The 23,761-nt window shown below is 60.8% G+C and carries 23 protein-coding genes; 12 read left to right on the top strand and 11 right to left on the bottom strand.

Annotated features, from left to right (window positions below; genetic code table 11):
- From Q0K07_RS08775 to Q0K07_RS08785, 3 genes are all read left to right on the top strand, one after another.
- Window positions 1-382 (top strand): hypothetical protein (locus tag Q0K07_RS08775; RefSeq protein ID WP_294558526.1); only part of this gene is annotated, 382 nt, incomplete at its 5' end.
- Between the two features lie 219 nt (window positions 383-601).
- Complete coding sequence (gene galU / locus Q0K07_RS08780) at window positions 602-1,468, top strand: UTP--glucose-1-phosphate uridylyltransferase GalU (RefSeq protein ID WP_294558528.1); 867 nt, start codon at window positions 602-604, stop codon at window positions 1,466-1,468.
- 434 nt (window positions 1,469-1,902) lie between these two features.
- Window positions 1,903-3,570, top strand: coding sequence for a M20/M25/M40 family metallo-hydrolase (locus Q0K07_RS08785; protein ID WP_294558529.1), 1,668 nt, complete (start codon window positions 1,903-1,905; stop codon window positions 3,568-3,570).
- Here Q0K07_RS08785 and Q0K07_RS08790 read toward each other — a convergent pair.
- Window positions 3,558-4,724, bottom strand: a complete 1,167-nt coding sequence (locus Q0K07_RS08790) for a glycosyltransferase family 61 protein (protein ID WP_294558531.1) — start codon at window positions 4,722-4,724, stop codon at window positions 3,558-3,560. The genes Q0K07_RS08785 and Q0K07_RS08790 overlap by 13 nt on opposite strands.
- Window positions 4,725-5,085: 361 nt before the next feature.
- Between Q0K07_RS08790 and kdsA the strand changes: the two genes are divergently transcribed.
- The 3 genes from kdsA to Q0K07_RS08805 are packed head-to-tail and all read left to right on the top strand — an operon-like array spanning window position 5,086 to window position 7,591.
- Complete coding sequence (gene kdsA / locus Q0K07_RS08795; RefSeq protein WP_294558533.1) at window positions 5,086-5,919, top strand: 3-deoxy-8-phosphooctulonate synthase; 834 nt, start codon at window positions 5,086-5,088, stop codon at window positions 5,917-5,919.
- Entirely contained in the window at window positions 5,916-6,647 is a 732-nt protein-coding gene (gene kdsB / locus Q0K07_RS08800) for a 3-deoxy-manno-octulosonate cytidylyltransferase (RefSeq protein ID WP_294558534.1), read from the top strand. Before kdsA ends, kdsB begins: the two co-directional genes overlap by 4 nt.
- A 5-nt stretch (window positions 6,648-6,652) precedes the next feature.
- On the top strand, window positions 6,653-7,591 hold the full coding sequence (locus Q0K07_RS08805) for a KpsF/GutQ family sugar-phosphate isomerase (RefSeq protein ID WP_294558536.1): 939 nt from the start codon (window positions 6,653-6,655) through the stop codon (window positions 7,589-7,591).
- A gap of 256 nt (window positions 7,592-7,847) precedes the next feature.
- On the opposite strand, the gene metA is transcribed toward Q0K07_RS08805, so the two are convergent.
- The 6 genes from metA to Q0K07_RS08835 form a co-directional block, all read right to left on the bottom strand.
- Window positions 7,848-8,789 carry a homoserine O-succinyltransferase gene (gene metA, locus Q0K07_RS08810; protein ID WP_294558538.1) on the bottom strand — a complete coding sequence of 314 codons (942 nt, stop codon included), beginning with the start codon at window positions 8,787-8,789 and terminating at the stop codon, window positions 7,848-7,850.
- 87 nt (window positions 8,790-8,876) lie between these two features.
- On the bottom strand, window positions 8,877-10,160 hold the full coding sequence (locus tag Q0K07_RS08815) for an O-acetylhomoserine aminocarboxypropyltransferase/cysteine synthase family protein (RefSeq protein ID WP_294558540.1): 1,284 nt from the start codon (window positions 10,158-10,160) through the stop codon (window positions 8,877-8,879).
- Window positions 10,161-10,815: 655 nt separating this feature from the next.
- Window positions 10,816-11,223, bottom strand: a complete 408-nt coding sequence (locus tag Q0K07_RS08820; protein ID WP_294558541.1) for a cupin domain-containing protein — start codon at window positions 11,221-11,223, stop codon at window positions 10,816-10,818.
- 277 nt (window positions 11,224-11,500) lie between these two features.
- A complete protein-coding gene (locus Q0K07_RS08825) occupies window positions 11,501-12,700 on the bottom strand; it encodes an MFS transporter (protein WP_294558543.1) in 1,200 nt (399 codons plus the stop codon).
- 120 nt (window positions 12,701-12,820) lie between these two features.
- On the bottom strand, window positions 12,821-13,867 hold the full coding sequence (locus Q0K07_RS08830; protein ID WP_294558545.1) for an alpha/beta hydrolase: 1,047 nt from the start codon (window positions 13,865-13,867) through the stop codon (window positions 12,821-12,823).
- Window positions 13,868-13,999: 132 nt separating this feature from the next.
- Window positions 14,000-15,034 carry an alpha/beta hydrolase gene (locus Q0K07_RS08835; protein WP_294558546.1) on the bottom strand — a complete coding sequence of 345 codons (1,035 nt, stop codon included), beginning with the start codon at window positions 15,032-15,034 and terminating at the stop codon, window positions 14,000-14,002.
- 191 nt (window positions 15,035-15,225) lie between these two features.
- Here Q0K07_RS08835 and Q0K07_RS08840 point away from each other — a divergent pair, with 191 nt between their 5' ends.
- Window positions 15,226-16,119 (top strand): LysR family transcriptional regulator, encoded by an 894-nt coding sequence (locus Q0K07_RS08840; protein ID WP_294558549.1) that lies wholly within the window; start codon window positions 15,226-15,228, stop codon window positions 16,117-16,119.
- A gap of 172 nt (window positions 16,120-16,291) precedes the next feature.
- On the opposite strand, the gene Q0K07_RS08845 is transcribed toward Q0K07_RS08840, so the two are convergent.
- From Q0K07_RS08845 to larB, 4 genes are read right to left on the bottom strand one after another with little or no spacing between them, the layout of a single operon-like run.
- Window positions 16,292-17,398, bottom strand: a complete 1,107-nt coding sequence (locus Q0K07_RS08845) for a DUF362 domain-containing protein (protein ID WP_294558551.1) — start codon at window positions 17,396-17,398, stop codon at window positions 16,292-16,294.
- A gap of 40 nt (window positions 17,399-17,438) precedes the next feature.
- Entirely contained in the window at window positions 17,439-18,254 is an 816-nt protein-coding gene (locus Q0K07_RS08850) for a tRNA(Ile)-lysidine synthetase (protein ID WP_294558553.1), read from the bottom strand.
- 20 nt (window positions 18,255-18,274) lie between these two features.
- A complete protein-coding gene (locus Q0K07_RS08855; protein ID WP_294558555.1) occupies window positions 18,275-19,063 on the bottom strand; it encodes a LarC family nickel insertion protein in 789 nt (262 codons plus the stop codon).
- Entirely contained in the window at window positions 19,060-19,740 is a 681-nt protein-coding gene (gene larB / locus Q0K07_RS08860; protein WP_294558556.1) for a nickel pincer cofactor biosynthesis protein LarB, read from the bottom strand. Before larB ends, Q0K07_RS08855 begins: the two co-directional genes overlap by 4 nt.
- Window positions 19,741-20,229: 489 nt before the next feature.
- Between larB and Q0K07_RS08865 the strand changes: the two genes are divergently transcribed.
- From Q0K07_RS08865 to Q0K07_RS08885, 5 genes are read left to right on the top strand one after another with little or no spacing between them, the layout of a single operon-like run.
- Complete coding sequence (locus tag Q0K07_RS08865) at window positions 20,230-20,910, top strand: DUF134 domain-containing protein (protein WP_294558558.1); 681 nt, start codon at window positions 20,230-20,232, stop codon at window positions 20,908-20,910.
- Between the two features lie 10 nt (window positions 20,911-20,920).
- Complete coding sequence (locus Q0K07_RS08870) at window positions 20,921-21,826, top strand: ATP-binding protein (RefSeq protein WP_294558560.1); 906 nt, start codon at window positions 20,921-20,923, stop codon at window positions 21,824-21,826.
- On the top strand, window positions 21,819-22,691 hold the full coding sequence (locus Q0K07_RS08875; RefSeq protein ID WP_294558562.1) for an ATP-binding protein: 873 nt from the start codon (window positions 21,819-21,821) through the stop codon (window positions 22,689-22,691). Before Q0K07_RS08870 ends, Q0K07_RS08875 begins: the two co-directional genes overlap by 8 nt.
- 31 nt (window positions 22,692-22,722) lie before the next feature.
- Complete coding sequence (locus Q0K07_RS08880) at window positions 22,723-23,103, top strand: NifB/NifX family molybdenum-iron cluster-binding protein (protein ID WP_294558564.1); 381 nt, start codon at window positions 22,723-22,725, stop codon at window positions 23,101-23,103.
- A 10-nt stretch (window positions 23,104-23,113) separates the two neighbouring features.
- Window positions 23,114-23,476: a hypothetical protein gene (locus tag Q0K07_RS08885; protein WP_294558566.1), complete on the top strand. Its 363-nt coding sequence runs from the start codon at window positions 23,114-23,116 to the stop codon at window positions 23,474-23,476.
- Window positions 23,477-23,761: the final 285 nt, after the last annotated feature.

Genomic DNA, 23,761 nt, shown 5'->3' on the forward strand with positions numbered 1-23,761 from the left:
AAAGGTGTTCGCGCTGTCGGAGAAGAATCCTCTGCCGGAAGCCGCCTCCCGGGAGCTTTCCGGGCGGGCATGGCCGGAAGCGGTGCCCGGCAGGAAAGCTTGTGCGTCATGTCGCTCTGCCGGGCCGTGTATGTTGGCATGTACCGGAAGAATAAGAAAGCAGAAAAGAAGATATCCCTCTGAACGGAAAGCCCCGGAGCCGATGCCGGGGCTTTCTGCATCAAAGGGCGCGGGAGGGAGCCTGCCTTGTCCGTTTTTTCCGGCGGAAAAAGGGGGGCGTTATGCTCATTCCCGGCAATATGACAGGTATTCGGCGGAATATTTGAAGAAGATAACTTTTTTGTTTCATTCTTTTTACAATTGCAGGAATCTGTGGACGTAAGGAAAAAAAAAGTGTACTTTGACTTTAAAGGATCGCATATCATGCGTATCTAGTTGATAATGCAGAAGAAGGTTTTTTATGCGGACACAGCGCCTGCATGGATGCCGGTTCATAAGGCGTGGGGGGACCGCAATATGCGTTTAAGCGGGAGTTTTCCGCTTTGTTCTGGAAAGCGGCGGAAGCCGTAAATATCTTTTTCCAAGGTTCTGTGAGGTCGTCATGAAAGTAAGCAAAGTCGTTCTTCCTGTCGCAGGATGGGGTACCCGTTCTCTTCCCGCCAGCAAGAATATTCCCAAGGAAATGCTTCCCATCTACAACAAGCCCGTTATTCAGTATGTTGTGGAAGAAGCGGTGCGCGCCGGCGTGCAGGAAGTTATTTTTGTGACCAACCGCCACAAATGCGTGGTGGAAGATCATTTTGACCGTAACATCGAACTTGAGGAACTGCTGGCCGAAGCCGGCAAGATCGAACAGCTCAAGGCCGTGCAGGATGCCGCCAGCATGGTGGAAGTCATGGCCGTGCGTCAGAAGCAGCAGCTCGGTCTGGGCCATGCCGTGGGTTGCGCCAGATCCATGGTGCAGGAAGATTACTTCGCCGTCATGGTGGGCGACGACTTCATGGTGGGCGACAACGCCGGTCTGGTGCAGCTTGTGCAGGCGGCGGAAAAGTACAACATGCCTACCATCGGCGTGATGGAAGTGCCTGCCGACAAGATCGACAAGTACGGCATGGTGGCCGGTGAAGAACTGGAAGAAGGCGTGTACCGCATTACCGACATGGTGGAAAAGCCCGCCGTGGGTTCCATGAATTCCCGCCTCGCCATTGTCGGCCGTTATGTGCTGCCCCGGGAAATCTTCGACTACATCGCCAAGGTGAAACCCGGCAAGGGCGGTGAAATCCAGCTTACCGACGCTCTGGCCGACTACATGAAGGACAAGGGCATGTTGGCCGTGAAGATGCAGGGCCGCCGTTTCGACGCGGGCGACTGGGTCGATTACCTGACCGCCGGCATTTACTTCGGCCTCAAGGACGAGAAGCTTCACGACGCGCTTCGTGCTTCCCTGAAGGAACTGCTCGACAAGTAACGGTTCGACCGTGAAGCGGCCGGACCGATACCATGACGCTTGAAAAAGACGCGCACGGTGACTATAAGGTTGCCGTGCGCGTTCTGCGTTTGTAAAACGCCGTCATTCCGGGCCGGAGCGCTGCCTGCAAGCCGGGCAGGGCACCCTGTCTTTTCTGTGGCAGGGGAACCAGCGACTGCGCATGAGAAAGGATTCCTGCCGTGGTTCCGGCGTGCCGCGCCTTCCGGAGCCGTGGGCGGAACGTTTTTGGCGCGTGTTTTTTTTGCTTTTGCAAAGAAAGGTTCTTTCCCGGCGACGAGCCGGGGAGCGGGCAGGTGCCCGTGTCTGCCTCGGCCGGTGTCGGGTGCAGGAAGATGAGGCCGGTTTCGGAGCGGCTGTTCGTGATAAGGGCCGCCTTGCCGAGGGCGGCATGTTTTGCTGCCGGAGGGAGAGATATGCTTGAGTACACGAAGGAAGGCCTGCTTGCGCTGATAAAAAAGCTGGTGAGCATACGCAGCATATCGCATACGGCAGGGGAGAACGAAGCCGCCGCCTTTATTTATGAGAGCCTTGCGGGGGAGGAATATTTTCAGAGCCATCCCGCCTTTCTGCGCCTGCTTCCCGTGGAGGAAGGCGGTCTGGAAAGGCATGCGGTGCTTGCCCTGGTGCGGGCCGGAAAGGAGACCGGCCGCACGGTGCTTCTGAACGGGCATTTCGACGTGGTGGATACCGCCGTCTGCGGCGACCTGGCCGAGGAGGCCTTTGATACCGATACCTATACCCGTCTTGTGGCGGAACGCGACATTCCCGAAGAGGCAAGGGAGGATCTTGCCTCCGGCAACTGGCTTTTCGGTCGCGGCGTCATGGATATGAAGGCCGGCATCGCCCTGCACATGGCGTATCTTGCGCACATGGCCCGCCGCCGGGAGGAACTCGGCGTGAACCTGCTTTTTCTGGCCGTGCCCGACGAGGAGGGCAGCTCCGCCGGCATGCGCGGCTCTCTTTCCGGACTCTGCGCGTTTCTGCAGGAACAGGGCCTTGAGCTGGAGGCGGCGCTTTCCGGGGAACCGGCCTTCTGGACCTCGAAAAGCACGGAGGGGAGCAGAAGCTGCCGCACCCTGTTTACCGGCACCACGGGCAAGATCATGCCGCTGTTCTTCTGCGTGGGGCGCGAGGCCCATGTGGGCTATGCCTTCGACGGCGTGAACGCCGCCAACCTTGCCGCGCGCGTGGTCAGCCTCATGGACTGCTGTGCCGACCTCATGGACGGCAGCGGCGACGATACGCTGCCCCCGCCTGTCTGCCTCAAGCTGAAGGATCTGCGCGACAGCTATTCCGTGACGCTGCCGGAGAGGGCGGCGGCCTATTTCAACGTGCTTTCCGTAAGCCGCAGCCCGCTGGACATTCTGCAGATCTGCCGCGAGGTGGCACAAAAGGCCCTGGAGCAGACTCTTTCCGGCATCCGCGAGGCGGGGCGGGAATTTCAGAGGCGCTCCGGCAGAAGCGATTCTCCCGTTCCCGCATGGGAAAGCCGCGTGCTTACCTTCAGCGGACTCATGGAGGAGCTTGCGCGGGAAGAGGGCATGGAAAGCGTGCAGCAGCGCATCCGCGCCTTTGCGCGCAGTCTTCCTTCCGATATGGATGAGCCGGAAAAGGGGCTGGCCGTGGCCGATCATCTGGTGTCGCTGGCCAATCTCAAGGGACCGGCCATCGTGGTGGGCTTCCTGCCCCCGTACTATCCCCAGCGGCTCAATACGCGCTCCACGGCCGGGGAAAGAAGACTGCGTTCCATCATGGAGGGCGTATGCGCCGACCTTGAACGCAGCGTCGGACAGATGCGCCTGGTGGAATGCTTCAGCGGCATCATGGATCTGAGCTATATGGGCTTTCAGGGAAGCAGGGAAGAACTTCAGAGCCTGGCGGACAACATGCCCGGCTGGGGGAGCGTCTACGATCTGCCCATGAAGGAACTTCTGTCGTTCAATGTTCCCATCGCTTCTGCAGGTCCTGCGGGGAAGGACGCGCACAAGGACACGGAGCGTCTTGAGCTTTCCTATTCGCTGGAAGTCGCGCCCCGTGTTCTGGAACGTGTGATCCGGGAGCTGGGCGCTCAGGAACGGTGAAGCTTCGTCCACAGCCTCTGCTGAAGATCTGTCCAGCGGTCCTTCAGGGGGCGGCCCATCTTCCGCACATAACGGTAGAAATAATAGAGCCGGTCCATGGGAGAGACTTCCAGCTGGAAAAGAATGGGAGAGCCTACGGCGTTGACGGCAGGCCTGTCCTTGATGGGCGTCATGCCCGGGCAGCCTTCCATGTTTCCGCAGAAGTCGTCGCGCGCGTCCAGTTCGCGGCGTATGGCATCCAGATCGAAGGCATACCAGGGCCAGGAATGATGGGTCTTGCGCCGGTAAAGCGCGGGCGCGTCATGCTTCGGGGGTTCCCACACATAGTAGTTGTCGGTTCTTGCCCGGGCGATGAGGTCGAACTGCAGGTTGTGCGCTTCGCTTTCACCGTTCATTCTGTTGATGACGATGTACCGGGACCCCGGATTCTTCAGAAGAAGCATGGTGTGGAAGGCGGAGCCGATGCAGCCCATGACCACCTCGCCGGAGCCTATGATTTCAAGCTGTTCCTCTGCGGAATGATGCTCTGGATGGACGATGGTCCAGCCGCGCGATGCCAGCATGGCTTCCAGCTCGCGTTCGTTGGTGAAGACGATGTTGTCGGACTGCACGTCGGAACGGGAAAGCCAGATGCGTTTTCCCTTCTGAACGGGCGTTTCAAAAACGGCAAAGGCATCGGCCTGTTCCGGGGTAAGCCATACGTCGCACATAAGCCCCGGCACGGGAAAGAGAATATCCTTGAACAGCGTAGGTTCCGTAACGAATTCATACCCGTTGCGGTCACAGCGGGTAAGGTGCAGCAGCGTTTTCTGCCATGAGGTCATGGAATCCTCCGTGGCGTTGCGCCAGACGATGCGGCGTTCCGGGTGCTGCTGAAAGGCATACAGGTTCTGCATGGTTTCGATGAGAAAGTGCCCGTAATGATGCTGGAATATGCCGCCCCAGATGCAGGGGGCCTCCACCGTGCGCACGGGGCGTATGAACGGAGCCTGCCTGCGTGCCTGCTTTCCTCTGCGGCACATATGCGCCAGAGGTACGGGCCTGCCGTTGCACCAGGCTCCGGAAAAGCCGTATTTTTCGGGAAGCACAACGACATCGTGAAGAATTTCGCTCTGGAGAACGACGGGCTGAAGCTGAGGAGTATGCTTGAACATGGGAATCTCTTTTTTCAGAAGGACGGCGTGCGGTTCTGTATCATGGTGTGGACAGATTCCGCTCCTGCATAGTGTTTCGGAAAGGGGACCGGTTCCGCAGTGCGGGGAACGGGGGGCGCGGCTGCACAGCTGCGTGCGTGAACGTCCGTATGATTTCTCATGGTTTCTATCTGCTTCAGAGATATCTATGTTTATGATATCTGTCCATCCCTGTTGTGATGACGACCGGTCCTTTTTTTCCTGTGAGGGAAGGTTCCGGGCTGCCGTCGCCGCGCCGCTCATTACTTGAAGTCGGCGTGCGCATGGCTTATACTCTGCCCGACTTTCTTCCTTTTTCCGCCCGACGGGCCCGGAGTTTTTCATGTTTGAACTTGCATTCCACGGCAGGCCGTACATCAAGGCCGACAATACGCTGCCTCTCTTCTTCATAGCCGGGCCTTGCGCCATAGAAAGCCGGGCCCATGCGCTGGAAGTGTCCGCCGCGCTCAAGGAAATTTTTGCCGCTGCGGATATTCCCTTCGTCTACAAATCCAGCTTCGACAAGGCGAACCGCTCCTCCGGCGCGGGCTTTCGCGGTGTGGGCATGAAGGAGGGGCTCTCCATCCTTGCGGAAGTGCGTGAGAGCAGGGATATTCCGGTTCTTACGGATATCCACACCGCCGAACAGGCCGCGCCCGTGGCGGAAGTGGTGGATTATCTCCAGACTCCCGCCTTCCTCTGCCGTCAGACCGACCTCATTCTTGCGGCGGCCGCCACCATGAAGCCGGTGAACATCAAGAAGGGGCAGTTCCTTGCGCCGTGGGAAATGGAAAACGTGCTGAAAAAGGCCCGTTCCACGGGCAACGAACGCATTTCTCTCTGTGAGCGCGGCACCAGCTTCGGCTACGGCAATCTGGTGGTGGACATGCGCGGCCTGGAAATCATGAAGAAGTTTGCGCCCGTGGTGTTCGACGCCACGCATTCCGTGCAGCTTCCGGGCGCGCAGGGTTCCTGCAGCGGCGGTCAGCGGGAATTCGTGCCCACGCTGGCGCGTGCGGCCGCGGCCGTGGGCGTGGCAGGCATCTTCATGGAAGTGCATCCCGACCCGGACAAGGCCCCCTGCGACGGCCCCAACATGCTGGCCATCAGGGATCTTCCTGAATTTCTTTCCCTTATCAAGGCCTTTGACGGCCTTGCCAAGAAGGGGGCGTTATGAGCATCATTGCCGTCATTCCTTCCCGCTACGCGTCCACGCGCCTGCCGGGCAAGCCGCTGGTGGATATCTGCGGAAAGCCCATGGTGCAGCATGTGTATGAAAGGGTGCGCCGGGTTTCGCTGTTCGACGAAGTGCTGGTGGCCACGGACGATGAGCGCATCCTGAAGGCCGTGGAGGCCTTCGGAGGCAGGGCCGTGATGACGAGCCCGGACTGCGCTTCGGGTTCCGACAGACTCATCGAGGTGGCCGGGGCACATCCTGCCGACATCTATGTGAACATTCAGGGCGACGAGCCGCTGGTGGAGCCTGCCTCCATCGAAAAGCTGGCGCGCGCCATGCTGGAGGATGCGTCGCTTCAGATGGGCACGCTCTGCTACCGCATCAGCACGGAGCAGGCGCAGAACCCCAACCTTGTGAAGGTGGTGTGCGCCCACAACGGCAATGCCCTGTACTTCAGCCGCAGCCCCATTCCCTTCCCGCGTTCCGGGGGCATCGCGCCTTCGTATTTCGGGCATCTCGGCATCTACGCCTACCGCCGCGAATTTCTCCTGAGCTTCGGCTCGTTGCCGTATTCTCCGCTGGAAAATACGGAAAAGCTGGAACAGCTCCGTGTACTTCAGGCGGGGGTTGCCATCCGCGTGCTTGAGGTGGAGTCCATGGGGCCGGGCGTGGACACGCCGGAAGACCTGGAAGAGGTGCGCCGCATCCTCAGTGAAAAAGCCGGGTAAACATCATGACATATCTTGACGAAGCAAGGCAGGTTCTGCGCGATGAGGCGCAGGCCCTCCGTATTCTGGCCGACGGCCTCGGGGAAGAATTTGAGAACACGGTGAAGTGCCTTCTCGGCATCAGGGGCCGCATTGCCGTCACGGGCATGGGCAAGAGCGGGCATGTGGCGCGCAAGATAGCGGCAACACTCGCTTCCACCGGCTCTCCCGCGTATTTCATCCACCCGGCCGAAGCCAGTCACGGCGATCTCGGCATGATGACGCCCGACGACGCCGTGATTGCCATTTCCAATTCCGGCAATACGGCGGAACTCACCGACATCGTGCTGTATGCCTCCCAGAACAACATGCCCATCGTGGCCATTACCCGGAATGCGGACAGCTTTCTGGGCAAGCACTGCGATCATCTTCTTTTGCAGCCGCCTCTGCACGAAGCCTGCCCCCTGGACTGCGCGCCCACCACGAGCACCACGGTGCAGATGGCTCTGGGGGACGCGCTCGCCATGTGCCTGCTCACCGCGCGCGGCTTCGGCAGGGAGGACTTTCACAAGTTCCACCCCGGAGGCTCTCTGGGGCATAAGCTTTCTCTGGTGCGCGACCTCATGCACACCGGCGACGCCATGCCGCTGCTGCAGCTTGACGCGCCCATGATGAGCGTGCTTGCCGAAATGACGCGCAAGGGCTTCGGCTGTGTGGGCGTGATGGACGGGGAAAAACTTGTGGGCATCATTACCGACGGCGATCTTCGCCGTCACATGGGGCCGAACATCCTTGAAAGCTCGGCCAGCGATCTCATGACCAGAAACCCCGTGTGCATCGACGCAGATGCCTTGAGTGCCAAGGCTCAGGGCGTCATGGAGGAAAAGAAGATCACCTGTGTGTTCATTGTGGACGGGGAACATCACCCCCTGGGCATTCTGAGCATGCACGACATTCTTTCCTAGGATGCGGGAAAAACATGAAAAAAGCCTTCCGGCGCGGTATTCGCCGGAAGGCTTTTTTTCGGAAGACGGGTACGGAAGCCGCGCCCGGGAAAGAAGGCGGCACAGGGCGTTTTTCTGCCGCAGGAGCCTGTGGTTCATGAAACGCCGGGGCGGCGCATGGGGGGGACTTGGCGGCATGATGAAAAAGCCCCGCCGGGCAAGGCGTTTTTTCGCCTTTTCCCTGCGGGGCCGTGTCATCTTTGGGATGCGCAGAAGGCTAGACGCTGTTTCTGCGGGCCTGACGTTCGAGTTCCGCAAGATCGTAGGGCGTGGACTGGTAGACGAAGTAGTTGAGCCAGTTGGCATAGAGCAGGTGGGCATGGGCACGCCAGGTCATGCGCGGGGCAAGGCTCGGATCGTCGTTCGGATAGTAGTTTTCCGGAATTTCAGGATGGATGCCGGCGGCAAGGTCGCGGGTGTATTCCCTGTGCAGGGTGTCGGCGTCGTATTCGGAATGGCCGGTGATGAAGATCTGCCTGCCGCTGTCGGTGGAAATGGCGTAAAGGCCCGCCACAGGGGAGGAGGCGAGTATCTTGAGCGCCGGTTCCTTTTCCACATCGGCTCTGTCGATGGTGGTGTTGCGGGAATGGGGAACCATGAACACGTCGTCGAAGCCCCGGAAGAGAATGGAACCCGCGTGATCCACATGATGGGGATAAATGCCGGAAATCTTTTTGGGAAGCAGCTTTTTCTGAATGCCGTAGTGATAGTACAGCCCGGCCTGCGCGCCCCAGCAGATATGGAAGGTGCTGTGAACGTGCGTTTTGCTCCATTCCATGATTTCGCACAGTTCCTGCCAGTATTCCACTTCCTCGAAGGGCATGAGCTCCACGGGTGCTCCCGTGATGATCATGCCGTCGTAGTAGTTCGCGTAGACATCCTCAAAGGTTTTGTAGAAGGAAAGCAGATGGCTGCGCGGGGTATTCTTGGATTCGTGGCTGGTGGTGTGGATAAGTTCAAGTTCCACTTGAAGGGGAGTGTTGCCCAGCAGGCGGGAGAGCTGCGTTTCCGTGGCTATTTTGGTAGGCATGAGGTTGAGCAGGAGTATCTTCAGCGGGCGGATGTCCTGCGTGAGGGCGCGTGTTTCGGTAATGACGAAGATATTTTCCTGATTCAGCGTTTTTACCGCAGGAAGTTCATTGGGAATCATGATGGGCATGGCATTCTCCCCGGATGATGGTGAGCCTTGAGCGTGAGGGCGCGTACGAAAAGGGGCCTTCCGCATGGACGGAAGGCCCCTCAGGGATCAGCGGTTGGAGGCGAGGGCCTGATCGATGTCGGCGATGAGGTCTTCGGCGTTTTCAATACCGCAGGAGAAGCGCACGAGTTCCGGCGCGATGCCGCATCTGCGCAGTTCTTCGTCGTTCATCTGGCGGTGCGTGGCGCTGGCCGGATGCAGGCAGCAGGTGCGGGCGTCGGCCACATGGGTTTCAATGGCGGCGAGACGCAGATGCTTCATGAAGTTTTCCGCAGCCTTGCGGCCGCCCTTCACGCCGAAGCTCACCACGCCGCAGGAACCGTTGGGCAGGTACTTCTTGGCAAGATCGTAGTACTTGTCGCCGGGAAGTTCGGGGTAGCGCACCCAGTCCACCTGGTCGTGTTCACTGAGGAACCTGGCCACGGCAAGGCCGTTGGCGCAGTGACGGGCCATGCGCACATGCAGGCTTTCCAGACCCACGTTCAGCAGGAAGGCGTTCTGCGGGGACTGGATGGAGCCGAAGTCGCGCATGAGCTGGGCCGTGGCCTTGGTGATGTAGGCGCCGGCATTGCCGAACTTGGTGGCGTAGGTGATGCCGTGATAGCTTTCGTCGGGCGTGCAGAGGCCGGGGAACTTGTCGGCATGGGCCATCCAGTCGAACTTGCCGGAATCCACGATGCAGCCGCCCACGGCCATGCCGTGACCGTCCATGTACTTGGTGGTGGAGTGCACCACAATGTCGGCGCCCCATTCAAAGGGACGGCAGTTCACGGGCGTGGCAAAGGTGTTGTCGATGATGAGCGGCACGCCGTGGGCGTGGGCCGCCTTGGCGAAGCGCTCGATGTCGAGCACGACGAGGGCGGGGTTGGCGATGGTTTCCCCGAACACGGCCTTGGTGTTGGGGCGGAAGGCCGCTTCCAGTTCCTCATCGGTGCAGTCGGGCGTGACGAAGGTGAAGTCGATGCCCATGCGCTTCATGGTGACGGCAAAGAGGTTGTAGGTGCCGCCGTAGATGGTGGAGGAGGCCACCACATGGTCGCCCGCGCTTGCCAGGTTGAACACGCTGAAGAACGAGGCGGCCTGACCGGAGGACGTGAGCATGGCGGCGGTGCCGCCTTCAAGCTCGGCTATCTTGGCAGCCACATAGTCGTTGGTGGGGTTCTGCAGGCGGGTGTAGAAGTAGCCGCTGGCCTCAAGGTCGAACAGCTTTCCCATATCCTCGCTGGTGTTGTACTTGAACGTGGTGCTCTGGATGATGGGAATCTGCCTGGGTTCACCGTTGCCGGGGGTGTATCCGCCCTGAACGCAGGTGGTGTCGATATGCTTGCTCATGCGATATCCTTTTTTGCGGCGTGTTGCCGTTCAATGAATGCCTGTTGTGCCTGCCGGGAGGCCGGATGCTGGTATCAGCGTGTTTCGCCGGCAAGGTATGGTGAACAAAAATGAAAAAGCCCGCGCTTGTCGCACGGGCTCCTTGCCAGCCTGATTCAGGCATGAAAGGAGACAGGTGCGCCTGATGTTCCGCCCCTGCACATGCGTTCGTCGAGAAGTTCGAGGAAGTATTCCATCATCATGCCTGCCTTGATATAACTCTATATCTGGAAATCCTTATATTGACCTCTTGCAAAAATGTCAAGGTACAGGGAAGCCCTTCGGAAAAATTCTTTTTTTTGCCTGCGCAGAGCGTTCCGCTCCTTCCCCCGCAGGGCTTTCCGGGCGGAAAGGAGGGGAAAATGCCTCCCGGAGAAGCGTCCGGCTCTGGGGAAAAGCATGTTTTTCTGCAAAAAAAAGACCCCGGCATGAAGGATGCCGGGGTGGGGGGAGCGGGAGCGTGCCGCTGGCGCTGCATCTTCTCCAGGGAGGGGAAGGACCGTTCCGGGTGAACGGCAGGGAGGAGTATGAGCGGGGAAGATGGCGCCCTGGCCGTCAGACTGCGGCGCGCTCCGGGAGAGGAACGGCTTTGAGAAGGCGAAATGCCGGTGCGGGCCTACGGAAGGACCGAGTATTCCTTGTCGCTTACTTCTTCCAGCCATTCGTTGCGGCAGTCTTCGCCCGGCACTTCCACGGCCACATGGGCGAACCAGCTGTCTTTGGCGGCGCCGTGCCAGTGCTTGACGCCTGCGGGGATGATGACCACGTCGCCCGGATGCAGTTCCCGGGCGGGACTGCCCCAGGCCTGATACCAGCCGCGTCCGGCCGTGCAGAGCAGAATCTGTCCGCCGTTCTTCGTGGCGTGATGGACGTGCCAGTGATTGCGGCAGCCCGGTTCAAAGGTGACGTTGCCGATGACCACGCCTTCCGTGGAAAGCATGCTGAGCCAGCTGTTGCCCGTGAAGTATGCGGCATAGGCGGTGTTGGCCTCGCCCCGGGGGAAAAGATCGGTGATGGTATTCATGGCTGCTCCTTGTGGATACGGCGTTTGAAGGTGGCAGGGAAAGGCGGCATGTCCGCCTGAGAACGGTGCTTTCCGGGGGCGGAAATGGCGGCCTTTCCGGCTTGTCCGGTGGTGTTGCGGGAGAATTCCATGTGCCGGACATGAAGAAGCCTAGCGCGGCAGATGGGGGAAAGATAGAGATTCTTCTCTCGATTTCTTGCCCGATTCTCTCAGAATTCTTCTTGTTTCTCCGGGCGTTCTGGAAAGGCACGGTTGTGCCTTTAGGGAAAATATCATGTCAATGCAGCTTGTTGCCGGTGCTTCCGGCATAAAGGGTGAAGCTTGTGAAGGCAAGAAGTGCGGCCGTGCACAGCCCGCCTGCCGCCAGAAGGAAGATTCCCCCCATGCCGGAGGCGTCGTAGATATGGCCGCCTGCCGCGGCCGCGAAGCCGATGGAAAACTGTATGGCCGCCACGGAAAGTCCGCCTGCGATTTCCGCCTTGTCGGCAAGGGTGAGGGTTATCCACGCCGTCCAGCCCACGCAGATGAGCCCGAAGGCGAATCCCCACAGAAGAATGAGCGCCAGGTCTGCGGTCATGCGGCCGGGCAGAAGGAAGAGGAGCAGCGCCGCCGCCGTGAGCGCAGCGTGCACGCCGAGCATGGTCAGGCGGAAACTCCGGTTCAGAAGCACGCCCGCGCAGAGCGTGCCCAGGGTGTTGGCCACACCGTAGGCCAGGAGCATGGAGGAAAGTCCGGTGGATTCCAGCAGAAGGCCGTGCTCCAGGTAGGGACGCAGGTAGGTGAAGAGTGCGTGGTATCCTCCGTAGCTGAATATGGTGGCGACTATGCCCGCCAGCGCCCATCTGACCTTGAAGAGGGCGGCCATGCCGCGGAAATCGTTTCCCGGCCGCGGTGCGATGGAGGGAAGCGAGGCATACTGCCAGAACAGGGCGAGGAGGCCGGGCGCGGTGGAGAACAGGAACACGTTGCGCCAGCCGAAATGTTCTTCCAGCAGACTGGCCAGAGGAAGGGAAAGAATGGTGGCCACGGCCACGCCGGAGTAAAGGATGCTCAGGGCGCGGGGAATATCCTTCTGCGGCACAAGCTGCATGGTGACGGCGGAAGCCATGGACCAGAAGCCTCCCACGCATACGCCGAGCAGCGCCCGCCCCAGCATGAGGGCGGCGTAGCTTTCGGCCGAGGCAACGATAAGGTTGGAAACGATGAGCAGGGCGGAAAGGGTAAGGAGTATGCGCCGCCTGTCGGTATGCCGGGTGAGGGGGGCGAGCAGAAGACTTGTGATCATGGCCAGCGCTCCCACGGCGGTAACGCTCTGGCCTGCCATGCCTTCGGAGATGCCGAGCCCCTGCGAAAGGGGAGTAAGCAGGCTGACGGGGGTGAATTCTGCGGAAATGAGGCAGGTGACGCCCATGAACAGGGAAAATACGGCGAACCAGCGGGCCTTGGCGACCGGTGCGTCACTGTGGGGAGTCTGCATGGCGGATCTCTGTGAAAAAAGGTGTAGCGGCGCCGTCCATACATGGAACGCGCCGCCGGGCGCATCCGGGAAAGAGCGTCCGATGCGGGAGCGGCCCGCCTTCCCGGCGGGCCTGTGCTGTTAGTTCAAGCTCTTCTTGAAGAATTCTGCGAGTCTGTCGAAGGGAATGAGGCTGACGCGATCGTACAGATCCACATGCCCTGCGCCGGGTACGATAAGCAGTTCCTTGGGTTCTGCGGCACGGCGGTAGGCATCTTCACTGAATTCGATGGAATGGGCGTTTTCCCCGGTAATGAAGAGCAGCGGCCGGGGAGAAATGGTTTCTATGTCGTTGAACGGGTAGAAGTTCATGAACTTCACGTTGCTGGTGAGCGTGGGGTGCGTGGTGGTGAGGGGGGAAGCGCCTTCGGGCGTGAATTCTCCCCGGCTGGTGCGGTAGAAGGCGTAGAACTCGCGTTCCACGGGCGTGGACTGCTCCGTCAGTTCATGCACGGTTCCGCTGGTATAGAGCGGTTCCTTTCCGGCAAATTCCGCATAGCGCTGTTCGGCTGCCTGCTGAAGAACGGCCCTGCGGTCTTCCAGAGACATGGAGTGCCGCAGACCGTTGCGGTTGGCTGCGCCCATATCGTACATGCTTACCGTGGCGACGGCCTTGAGCCTGGGATCGATTTTTGCTGCGCTGATGGCGAAGCTCCCGCTGCCGCAGATGCCCACCGCGCCGATGCTTTCGCGTCTGACGAAGTCGCGCGTGCCGAGAAAGTCCACCGCCGCGCTGAAGGCTTCGGCGTACATGTCGGGAGAAACGGCGTTGCGGGGCCGGCCTTCGCTTTCTCCCCAGAAGGGCAGATCGATGGACAGCGTGACGAATCCCTTTTCGGCCAGCCTGGCGGCATAAAGGTCGGCGCTCTGTTCCTTGACCGCTCCCATGGGATGCCCCACGATCACGGCGGCGAGCCTGGAGCCTTTTTCCATGCCTTTCGGCGTATAGAGATGTCCTGCGACCTTCATGGTGTACAGGGTGGGGAAGGATACCTTTTCCCTGTTCACCTTGTCGCTCTGGTAGAAGTTCGCGGCATCGGCGGGAACGGCGATGTCGTTTGCCTGTGAGGGAACGGCCGGGGCGAGAAGAAGGCCGAGCATGGAGGCGGCGATAAGCGTCTTTTTCATGGTGTCTCCTTGTCGTATGAAGGTTGATGTCATCCGCCGGGGCGGTTTTTGGGTGCAGAGGAGCAAGGTGCATTCCGCGCGGCGGGAAAAGGCCGGCGGAATACGCCCTGATGCAGGATGAGGGAGGATTGTTCAGCGTTCTTCGGGGGCGGAAGACTTCAGATGAGTTCTGAAGAATCGGCCGAGTTCCTGAAAGTGGAACCGGGCTTCCGGCATGTCTTCATTCATGTGATACTGGGCGTGGGAGAGCCCTTCGAACACGATGAGGTCGGCGGGGACTCCCGCCTCGCGCAGTTTCAGGTGCATGCGTACGGTATTGCTGAGAAAAAGATCTCTCGTGCCGGAAGTGAGCATGGTGGGAGGAAAGCCCCGTACATCGCCCCGCGCGGGGGAAAGGAAGGGGGCGGTCATGTCGTGCCCCGCACTGTAGATTTCCGCCGCTCCGGCAAGCCACCCGTCGTAGCCGACAAGGATGTTGTCCACTTCTTCGTTGGTGAAGTAGCTGTCGCCGGTTTTGCCGAGCTCCGTCCAGGGGGTTCCCGCTCCCAGTGCGGCGGGCAGGGGGAGTTTTTCCGCCCTGGCTCTCAAAGCGAGGATGAGCGTCATGGCTCCGCCTGTGGATGTGCCGAAAACGCCGATGCGTTCTGCGGGCGTACGGGAGAGAAGATGGCGGTATACGGCCATGGCGTCATCTATGGCGGCAGGATACGGGAAATCGGGAGCCATACGGTAGTCCACGGAAATGATTTTGAATTTTCCGATGCCTGCCATGAGTACGGCTTCCTGAGTGCCGGCTTCTCCCTGCCCCAGAACATAGCCGCCGCCGTGAAGGTGCAGAAGAATGCGCCCGTCGTCGGCAACGTCCTTCGGTTCTATGATGAAAACCGGTACTCCCGCCATGACGTCGGAGCGGGAGGTGACGCCCAGTTTTTCCCGCAGAGCGGGCAGGGCGGCGCACTGCTTTTCAGCCATGGCCGAGGCCCAGGCCTTCCATTCTGCCGCATTTTGCGGCCGGTTGCGCCAGTTGTCGGGAATACCGGCCGATATCATGGCTCCAAGTTCGGGACTGACCGTATCCGGTACGGGGAAGGGTGATTTTCCGGCGCATGCGGGCATTGCGGGCAGCGTGAGCAAGGCGGAAAGAAGAACGGAGGCAAAGGTTTTCATGGAGGCTCCTGGATCGGAAAATCGTGTTGACTTTGTTATACGGAGGAGGAATACCAATAGCAAATACTTATATCAAATAGAAAGCTATGCCTTGCAGGTATGAAAATAGCGGTTGATTCCGGGCAGAAGACAGCCGTATCGGAGACATGCCGCAATATTCGTCCGGCAGAAGGCGGACAAAGGGGGAAGTCGTGGAACTTCGGGTGCTGCGCTATTTTCTGGCTGTGGCGGAGGAGGAGAACATATCAAGAGCGGCGGAACTTCTGCATGTGACGCAGCCTACGCTTTCCCGCCAGATCATGGATCTGGAGGAGGAACTCGGCAAAAAGCTCTTTCTGCGCGGCGGGCGGCGGATGACGCTGACGGAAGAGGGCATGTTTCTGCGCAAGAGGGCGCAGGAAATCGTGGCCCTTGCCGACAGAACGGTGGAGGAATTCCGTTCGGCGGATGAGGAGGTAAGCGGCGACGTATATATAGGCGGCGGGGAAAGCCGTGCCATGCGCATCATTGCGGGAGCGGCCTGCCGCCTTTCTTCTTCGCATCCGCACATATCCTATCACCTTTTCAGCGGCAATGCGGCCGAGGTGACGGAAAAGCTGGACGAAGGGCTGGTGGATTTCGGCGTATTCGTGGGGCCGACCGATCTTGCCCGGTACGAATATGTGCATCTTCCGGTGAAGGACGTATGGGGAGTGCTCATGCGCCGGGATCATCCCCTTTCGGGAAAAAAGGCGCTGCGTCCCGAAGATGTGGCGGACCTGCCCCTGTTCTGTTCGCGGCAGGCGCTGGTGGTCAATGAAATTTCCGGCTGGCTGGGGGAACGCTTCGAGCGGCTGCGCGTGGTGGGAACCTATAATCTGCTGTACAACGCCTCGGTCATGGTGGAGGCGGGCATGGGCTGTGCCCTGTGCCTGGACGGCATTGTCCGCTGTGAGGAGGAAGGTCCGTTGTGTTTCCGCCCTCTGGAACCCAGACTGGAAGTGGGGCTGGCCGTGGCATGGAAGAAGTACCGGGCCTTTTCCCGCGCGGCGGAAAAGTTTCTGGATGCGCTTTTGAAGGAGAGCGAGGCGGAGGGAAAAGTCTGAGCGGCGTTCTGCCGGAGATTTTTCGATACGGGGAGCTGCCAAAGGTATAGGAAGAATATCCCCGGGCTGTTTTGCCCTTTCGGGAGAGGAAGGCTTCTGCGGGGTGTGCGAGGTAGCGGAAAGCCCTTGATGAAAAAGGGGCCGCCTTCCGGGAAGGCGGCCCCGCGTCGGCTTAGAGCCTGATCAGTTCATATTCCCCGCTGCCGAGGCCGATGGCTTCGGCATGACGGATCTGGCCGCGCCAGTCCGTGGTGGGATGAATGCTGGTGAAGTGGTCGTGCGCGGAGTGGTCGCACTGACTGAGCACGCTGGTGGCGATGGCCGGAGCGGCGTTCACCGCATCGATGCAGGCCTTGTCCAGCGCCACGGGGTCGAAGCTGGCGAACATGCCGATATCCGGCACCACGGCGGCGTCGTTTTCACCGTGGCAGTCACAGCAGGGAGAGACCTGGTTCACGATGCTGATATGGAAGTGGGGGCGTCCGTCCACCACGGCCTTGGTGTATTCGGCCATGCGGCTGTTGACGTCGTTGCTGTTGGCGTCGATGGCGTTGGCAATGGCGTTGAAGTTGCACACGCCGATGCAGCGGCCGCAGCCCACGCATTTGTCATGGTCGATATGCGCCTTGTGGTCGGTCACGGTAATGGCCTGCTGGGCGCAGTAGCGGGTGCAGGTGCGGCAGCCGCGGCACTTTTCCTCGTCCACCGTGGGCTTGCCGTTGCAGTGCATGGCCATTTTGCCGGCGCGGCTTCCGCAGCCCATGCCGATGTTCTTGATGGCGCCGCCGAAGCCGGTCAGTTCATGCCCCTTGAAGTGCGTGAGGGAAATGAAGATGTCGGCGTCCATGATGGCGCGGCCGATGAAGGCGCTTTTGAGAATGATGCCGCCGTTGACGGGCACTTCCACGTCGTCCGTGCCCTTCAGGCCGTCGGCAATGATGATCTGGCAGCCGGTGCTGAGCGGCGAGAAGCCGTTTTCATTGGCAGCGGTCAGGTGTTCGAGGGCATCCTTGCGGCGGCCCACATACAGGGTGTTGCAGTCGGTGAGGAAGGGCTTGCCGCCCAGATCCTTCACGCGGTCGGCCACGGCACGGGCGAAGTTGGGGCGCAGGAAGGAAAGGTTCCCCGGTTCCCCGAAATGCATTTTGATGGCCACGAATTTGTTTTCAAAGTCGATGCTGTCGATACCTGCGGCAAGCATGAGCTTGTCCAGCTTTTCCAGCAGGCTGGTGCCCACCTTGCAGCGCATGTCGGTAAAGTACACTTTCGAAGCTGCCATATGATTCCTCCTGATACGGGTATGGAGCGGTGAAGGGCGATTATGTCCTGTCGAAAAAACCGGAAAGCGATTCCTGCGCCGACAGGACGGGGCGGGGATATCCGGGCATGGCGGCATGGACGCACTGAACGAGCTTTTCCCTGAAGGGAACGCTCATGATTTCCATGTCGGAAGCGATGAGGTGAAGTTCCACCCTGTCCGGCGCCACAAGGCGCAGGCGCAGGTCGACGTTTTCCATGTTGTGCCGGGCAAGGGCAGCGCGTGCCGCCTCCTCTCCCGCGGCCACGGCGGCAAGGATCGCTTCTGTGGGCGTCGCACCGTAGGGAAGACGGGTGAGCAGGCAGGGGCGGGCCTTCTGCATGGGCTGTTCCATGCCGGTTTGTTCAGCAAGAAAGTGTATCTCTTTTTTGCCGAGTCCGGCAAGGGCCAGGGGGGAGATGACGCCGAGTTCCCGCACGGCGCGTATGCCCGGGCGATAGGCCGAGGCGTCGGAGGCGTTGGTGCCGTCGCAGAGGGGCAGGGAGCTTTCCGCAAGAAGGCGGGTGAAAAGCTCCTTCTTGCAGGCATAGCAGCGCTCGCGCGAGCCTGCCGCCACCGGGGGAAGGTTCAGCGGGTTCACGGGCACCTCGCGGAAGGGCAGGGCGTTTTTTTCCGCCCAGGTGCGGGCGAAGCGGGTTTCTTCCGGCGGCACATGGGGGCCCGTGACGTGCAGAAGCAGCGGCTTCAGGCCGGAAAGCTTCGCGGCATGGGCAAGAAAGCGGCTGTCCAGCCCGCCGGAATAGGCAAGGGCGAAGGCGCCGTCTTTCGCCGCCTCATACATGGTCTGCCGCAGTCCGGCGAGAAGGGTGAGGTCCATGATGTTCTCCTGCAGCGGATTTACTCGGCGTCGGCGCTTCCGTATGCGAACAGCGCTCCGTTCGGCGCGTCTTCAAACACACGGGTGCCGTAGACAAGAGCCTTTTTCTCCACCCGCATGGCGGGCCAGGGGCCGAACTCTGCGGGGAGAGCCTTCAGCAGCGCCATGGCCGTGGGGGTGACGGTTTCTCCCTGACCGGGGAAGGGGCGCACCGGCACGCCGTCCATGAGTTCCAGCACCGCAGGCGCAGGGACGGGAATGATGCCGTGGGCGCAGCGCACGAAACCGTCGGCCATGGGCAGAGGGCTGACCACGAATCGGGAGGGGGCGAGCAGGCAGAACAGTTCGCAGCTCATGCAGATGTCGAGAATGCTGTCCAGCGCGCCCACTTCATGAAAGTGCACCTCTTCCGGCCGCCTGCCGTGTACGGCGCCTTCGGCCCGGGCAAGAATGGTGAAGGCTTCGGAGGCGAGGGCTTTGCCCTCTTCGCTCATGCCGCCCGCGGCAATGATGGAGAGCACGTCGGCAAGGGTGCGGTGTTCGTGCTGATGGGGCAGGTCCACCTGTGCATGCATGCCGCCGATGTGGTTCACCTCCGTGCGCACGAGGTGCACGGAACCTTCCAGCTCGGGCATGATGGCGGCAAGTTTCTTGGCCAGTTCGTTTTGTTCAATGCCCGTCATGCACAGAAGTCCGGCAAGGAAAATATCGCCGGAAAGGCCGGAGTGGGCGCGTATGGTCAGCACGGAGCCGGAGGGCGAGTCGTGATGATGGTGGGTGTGGGAATGTTCGTGATGTTCGTTTTTCATAGATTGTTTACCACGCGCGCCGCGGCGCATGCCGCGCCGTAGCCGTTGTCGATGTTCATGACGGCGATGCCCGGGGCGCAGCTTGCCAGCATGCTGGAAAGCGCGGCGTTGCCGCCCCGTGCGACACCGTATCCCACGGACGTGGGCACCCCGAAAACGGGCCGGGGCGTCAGTCCGCCCAGAACGCTGGCAAGTGCCGCGTCGAGCCCTGCCACCACGATGACGGCCTGAAAGCTGTTGATCTGCTCAAGCCGTTCGGTGAGACGCCACAGTCCCGCCACGCCGCAGTCTTCAAAAACCGCATGTTCTATGCCGAGGTATTCCAGCGTGCGCGCGGCCTCCCAGGTGACGGCCCCGTCCGCCGTTCCGGCGGAAACAACGGCGACCCGTCCCTTGCTGCATGCGGGCAGCGTGTCGCCGAAGGCCGTGCGGGAAAGGGGATGGTAGTCATAGCGCTCCCGTACGGCTTCGGGCATGCCGGAAAAGACGCTCTCGGAAAGCCGGGTGAACAGTATGGGGCGGCCGGAACCTCTGCCGAACTGTTCCAGCAGTTCGCGCACGGCTTCCACCGGCTTGCCTTCACAGAAGACCGCTTCCGGCAGGCCGATGCGCGCGGCGCGGGCGTGATCGAAAAGAATACCGTGATCCATGATGATGCTTCCTCTTGCAAAGGACATAGCGTTCCTGAACGTTTTGCGCAAGTTGCGGCCATGCCCGTCCCGAGTATGGCGGAATATAGAGCAGAAGGGGAAGATGCGCCAGATACGATTCTTTCTTTTTCTTGCCTGATCCTGCCGGGACATGCCGCCTGCGGAAGCTCCCCGGAGCAGGGCCTGCCTTTTCCGGAGGCCGGGAAAGCGCGGTGTGCGCTTCAACAGAGAAGAAGAAAAGGCGCGTCGCCGGAGGCTTTCCCTGACGGGGGGAAGCGGGCGGAGCCGGGGGCAGCCTTCCTTGCGTCTTCCGGCGGAGCTTCGGGAGCTTATGAAGAGGCGGAAAGCAGGCCTCCGGAGCGGGGAAGGGCGGAACGAATGTTCCGTGACCGGGAGGCGCATGGGGCGGGACCCCGGAAAAATTCCGGGCCGCAGCTTGACAAGGCTTTTTTGTGTATTATGCTCATTTGTGCAAAACAACAGAGGCGTGAAGAAAGAATCGCGCCGGGAGAAAGGATGCCCCGCCCAAGACATTGTCGTTATGTAAGCAGCGCGCCCAGCGTGACCTATTTCAAGCCCCGCGGCATACCCATGCGGGAGCTGGAAGAGGTGACGCTGAGTGTGGAAGAGCTGGAGGCTCTGCGCCTTGCCGACATGGAAGGGCTCACCGCCATTGACGCGGCGGCGAGGATGCGCGTGTCGCGCTTCATTTTCGGGCGCACGCTTTCTTCCGCACGGCGCACCGTGGCCACGGCGCTCAGCCGGGGGCTGGCACTGCGCATAGAGGGAGGCAATTACGCCGTTTCCCAGCACGTTTCCCATACGCCCTGCAAGGAGATGAACATGCAGAAAGTAGCCGTTTCCAGTGAAGGCCCCACCCTTGACGATGAAGTCGACCCCCGCTTCGGGCGTGCCGGCGGCTTCGTGGTGGTGGAACTTCCGGATATGAAGGTGGAATATATCGACAACGGTGAGTCCCAGATGATGGCCATGGGCGCGGGTATAGAAACCGCGGAACGCATGGCCCGCGCAGGGGTGGAAGTGGTCATCAGCGGATATGTGGGCCCCAAGGCCTTTGACGCGCTTACCGCCGCCGGCATCAGAATCTGCCAGGACGTGGAGGGCGTTACCGTGCGTGAGGCGGTGGATCGTTTCGTGCGCGGGGAACTTCCTTTTGCCGAAGCTTCCAACAAGTAGGGGAGAGCGCATGAAGATCGCCATTGCCAGCGGCAAGGGCGGCGCGGGCAAGACCAGCGTTACGGCTTCTCTGGCGCGGGTATGGGATGCGCCTCTTGTGGCCGTGGATACGGATGCCGAGGCCCCCAACCTTCACCTTTTTCTGCATCCGACCATGGAGCAGAGCCGTACCTCGTGGCTTACCGTGCCGGAGATGGATCCTGAAAAGTGCGTGCACTGCGAAAAATGCCGTGACATCTGCACCTACAAGGCCATAGCCTCCTTTGCGGGCCGGATCAGTCTTTTCCCAGACATGTGCCACGGCTGCGGCGGCTGCTTTGCCGTCTGCCCGAGCGGAGCGCTCAGGCGGGGCAGGCGTGAACTCGGCGTTCTGGAACAGGGAACGGCGCTGGAAGGGAAGGTGCGTTTTCTCATGGGCCGCACCCGCATAGGGGAATCCATGACGCCGCCGCTTCTGCGCGAGGAGCACGCGCTGCTTGCCCGGATGCTGGAAGAAATTCCCGCCGACGCGCTGCTCGACGCGCCTCCCGGGGTGAGCTGTCCCACCGTGACCGTGACGCGGGATGTGGATGCCGTTCTGCTGGTGGCCGACCCCACGCCCTTCGGTTTTTACGATTTCACTCTGGCGCACAAGGCGTTTCTGCCCCTGGGCCGGCCCATGTTCGTGGTCATCAACCGCGCGGGAGCCGAGGGCAATGAAGAAGGCGACGAAGCCGTGCGCGCCTACTGCCGGGAGCATGGTCTGCCGCTTCTTGCCGCACTGCCCTTTGAGCGTGAGGCGGCCGAACAGTATGCGGGAGGCAGGCTTCTTGCCGACCTTTCCCCGGCGTGGCGGGAACGTTTTGTGGCCCTGCGCGACGCCCTGCGTGAGGCTTTTTCCCGCGCGATGGAAGAAAAGGAGGGCGGCCATGCGTGAGATAGTGGTCATCAGCGGCAAGGGCGGAACGGGCAAGACCACCGTCAGCGCGGCCTTCGCCCACCTTGCCGAAAACAAGGTCATCTGCGACCTCGATGTGGACGCGCCCGACCTGCACATCCTGCTTTCCCCCTCCGTACGGCAGACGACGCCCTTCATATCGGGAAGTCATGCCGTGATCCGCAGTGAAGCGTGCGTGCAGTGCGGAACTTGCGCGAAGCTCTGTGCCTTCGGGGCCGTTTCCAGGGGAGAGAACGGCTATTGTGTGGACGATCTGCGCTGCGAGGGCTGCGGCGTATGCGTGAAGCTCTGCCCGCAGAAGGCCGTGGATTTCCCCGAACGCCATTGCGGCGACTGGTATGTGAGCGACACCCGTTTCGGCCTCATGGTGCATGCCCAGCTTTTCCCGGGACAGGAAAATTCCGGCAAGCTTGTGGGCCTGCTCAAGACCGAGGCGCGCAGGTACGCCAAGGAACAGAAGCTGGACACCATTCTCTGCGACGGTTCCCCCGGTGTGGGCTGCCCGGTCATCGCCTCCCTTTCCGGAGCGGGGCTTGCCGTGGGCGTGGTGGAACCTACGCCGTCCGGCCGTCATGACTTCGCCCGCGTCGCCGAGCTGTGCCGGCATTTCCGCGTGCCGCTTGCCGTCATCATCAACAAGGCGGACATCAATGCCGCCGAAGCCGACGCCATCGCCGCCCTGTGTGCGGAAAACGGTCATACCCTGCTGGGAAGACTGCCGTTTTCCCCCGTGGTCACGCAGGCCATGGTACGTCGTCAGGCCCTTACGGAATTTCCCAACCCTGTGGGAGACAGACTGAAGGACATGTGGTCGGCCCTTCAGAACATCAAAACCGGCCGCTAGGCCGAATCAACGACCAGAAACGGAGTTTTTCATGAATACGCTTCTTGCTGTTCCCTCCGCCCTTCCCGGCGGCCTTGACGCTCAGATGGGAATGCATTTCGGCCATTGCGACATCTATACTCTTGTGGATATTGAAGACGGCGCCATCAAGAACGTCACCACCCTGGAAAACGTGCCGCATCATCACGGCGGCTGCATGGCTCCCGTGCAGCACCTTGCTTCCCACGGCGTGAAGGCGCTGCTTGCCGGCGGCATGGGCATGCGTCCGCTCATGGGCTTCCAGCAGGTGGGCGTGGAAGTGTTCTATGCGGGCATGTTCCCCACCGTGGGCGCGGCCGTGCAGGCCTTCCTGGAAGGCAAGCTCCAGCCCTTCTCTCTGGAGTTCACCTGCGGCGGCGGTCATCAGAACTGAGGAACCGGGCATGGACGTTCTTGTCATCACTGCACGGCCTGCCTTGTGGGAAGCGCTTCGCCCCGCCTTTGAAGCGCATGGGGCCTCCCTGCGCTTCGCCCCGGATCTGGAGCAGGGACGCGATGTTGTCCGCGCGTCGCGCCCCGACCTTGCCCTGCTTGACCTGGATTGCGGAACGGACGATCTGCGCAAGGCGGTCATAAGCATTCTTTCCATCGACGCCATGGTCAACATGGCTTCCGTATGCGGCATGGGAGAAGAAAAGTTCCACAGCGCCATGGAAGGCCTCGGCCTTGTCATGGATCTGCCCCGTACCCCTGAAGAAGCCGATATCGACCGTCTTCTGAAGGCGCTTCGCGTCATTCTGGGATAACGCGTTCGTGGTTGAACGGTCTTGAAGAGGCCGGATATTCCTCAGGGAATATCCGGCCTCTTCCGTTTGCTGCGGTGTTGGAACTGCCGTCAGGCCAGCTGATTTTCTGGATATTCTTGCGGTGAAACCATGCCTGCATGGATGCGGGCAGCGTGGGGATTTATCCTTTCTGATGTCGTATGAGGCGGGGCAGGCGTTCCTTTGCCGTCCACAGGGGAAGGCATTCAAAAAGCAGCCAGCGCGTTTCCCGCCAGGTGCTGACGCGGGTGATGACGGGAATGCCGA

The organism is uncultured Mailhella sp., assembly GCF_944324615.1.
GTDB lineage: Bacteria > Desulfobacterota > Desulfovibrionia > Desulfovibrionales > Desulfovibrionaceae > Mailhella.

What these genes read in the sequence shown, in the direction of transcription:
- Q0K07_RS08835 (WP_294558546.1), bottom strand. Translation starts at nt 15,034, where the DNA reads ATGAAAACCTTTGCCTCCGTTCTTCTTTCCGCCTTGCTCACGCTGCCC.
- Q0K07_RS08880 (WP_294558564.1), top strand. Translation starts at nt 22,723, where the DNA reads ATGAATACGCTTCTTGCTGTTCCCTCCGCCCTTCCCGGCGGCCTTGAC.
- Q0K07_RS08805 (WP_294558536.1), top strand. Translation starts at nt 6,653, where the DNA reads ATGACATATCTTGACGAAGCAAGGCAGGTTCTGCGCGATGAGGCGCAG.
- kdsA (WP_294558533.1), top strand. Translation starts at nt 5,086, where the DNA reads ATGTTTGAACTTGCATTCCACGGCAGGCCGTACATCAAGGCCGACAAT.
- Q0K07_RS08790 (WP_294558531.1), bottom strand. Translation starts at nt 4,724, where the DNA reads ATGTTCAAGCATACTCCTCAGCTTCAGCCCGTCGTTCTCCAGAGCGAA.
- Q0K07_RS08875 (WP_294558562.1), top strand. Translation starts at nt 21,819, where the DNA reads ATGCGTGAGATAGTGGTCATCAGCGGCAAGGGCGGAACGGGCAAGACC.
- Q0K07_RS08865 (WP_294558558.1), top strand. Translation starts at nt 20,230, where the DNA reads ATGCCCCGCCCAAGACATTGTCGTTATGTAAGCAGCGCGCCCAGCGTG.
- kdsB (WP_294558534.1), top strand. Translation starts at nt 5,916, where the DNA reads ATGAGCATCATTGCCGTCATTCCTTCCCGCTACGCGTCCACGCGCCTG.
- Q0K07_RS08845 (WP_294558551.1), bottom strand. Translation starts at nt 17,398, where the DNA reads ATGGCAGCTTCGAAAGTGTACTTTACCGACATGCGCTGCAAGGTGGGC.
- Q0K07_RS08855 (WP_294558555.1), bottom strand. Translation starts at nt 19,063, where the DNA reads ATGAAAAACGAACATCACGAACATTCCCACACCCACCATCATCACGAC.
- Q0K07_RS08885 (WP_294558566.1), top strand. Translation starts at nt 23,114, where the DNA reads ATGGACGTTCTTGTCATCACTGCACGGCCTGCCTTGTGGGAAGCGCTT.
- metA (WP_294558538.1), bottom strand. Translation starts at nt 8,789, where the DNA reads ATGCCCATCATGATTCCCAATGAACTTCCTGCGGTAAAAACGCTGAAT.
- galU (WP_294558528.1), top strand. Translation starts at nt 602, where the DNA reads ATGAAAGTAAGCAAAGTCGTTCTTCCTGTCGCAGGATGGGGTACCCGT.
- Q0K07_RS08870 (WP_294558560.1), top strand. Translation starts at nt 20,921, where the DNA reads ATGAAGATCGCCATTGCCAGCGGCAAGGGCGGCGCGGGCAAGACCAGC.
- larB (WP_294558556.1), bottom strand. Translation starts at nt 19,740, where the DNA reads ATGTCCTTTGCAAGAGGAAGCATCATCATGGATCACGGTATTCTTTTC.
- Q0K07_RS08850 (WP_294558553.1), bottom strand. Translation starts at nt 18,254, where the DNA reads ATGGACCTCACCCTTCTCGCCGGACTGCGGCAGACCATGTATGAGGCG.
- Q0K07_RS08815 (WP_294558540.1), bottom strand. Translation starts at nt 10,160, where the DNA reads ATGAGCAAGCATATCGACACCACCTGCGTTCAGGGCGGATACACCCCC.
- Q0K07_RS08830 (WP_294558545.1), bottom strand. Translation starts at nt 13,867, where the DNA reads ATGAAAAAGACGCTTATCGCCGCCTCCATGCTCGGCCTTCTTCTCGCC.
- Q0K07_RS08820 (WP_294558541.1), bottom strand. Translation starts at nt 11,223, where the DNA reads ATGAATACCATCACCGATCTTTTCCCCCGGGGCGAGGCCAACACCGCC.
- Q0K07_RS08785 (WP_294558529.1), top strand. Translation starts at nt 1,903, where the DNA reads ATGCTTGAGTACACGAAGGAAGGCCTGCTTGCGCTGATAAAAAAGCTG.
- Q0K07_RS08825 (WP_294558543.1), bottom strand. Translation starts at nt 12,700, where the DNA reads ATGCAGACTCCCCACAGTGACGCACCGGTCGCCAAGGCCCGCTGGTTC.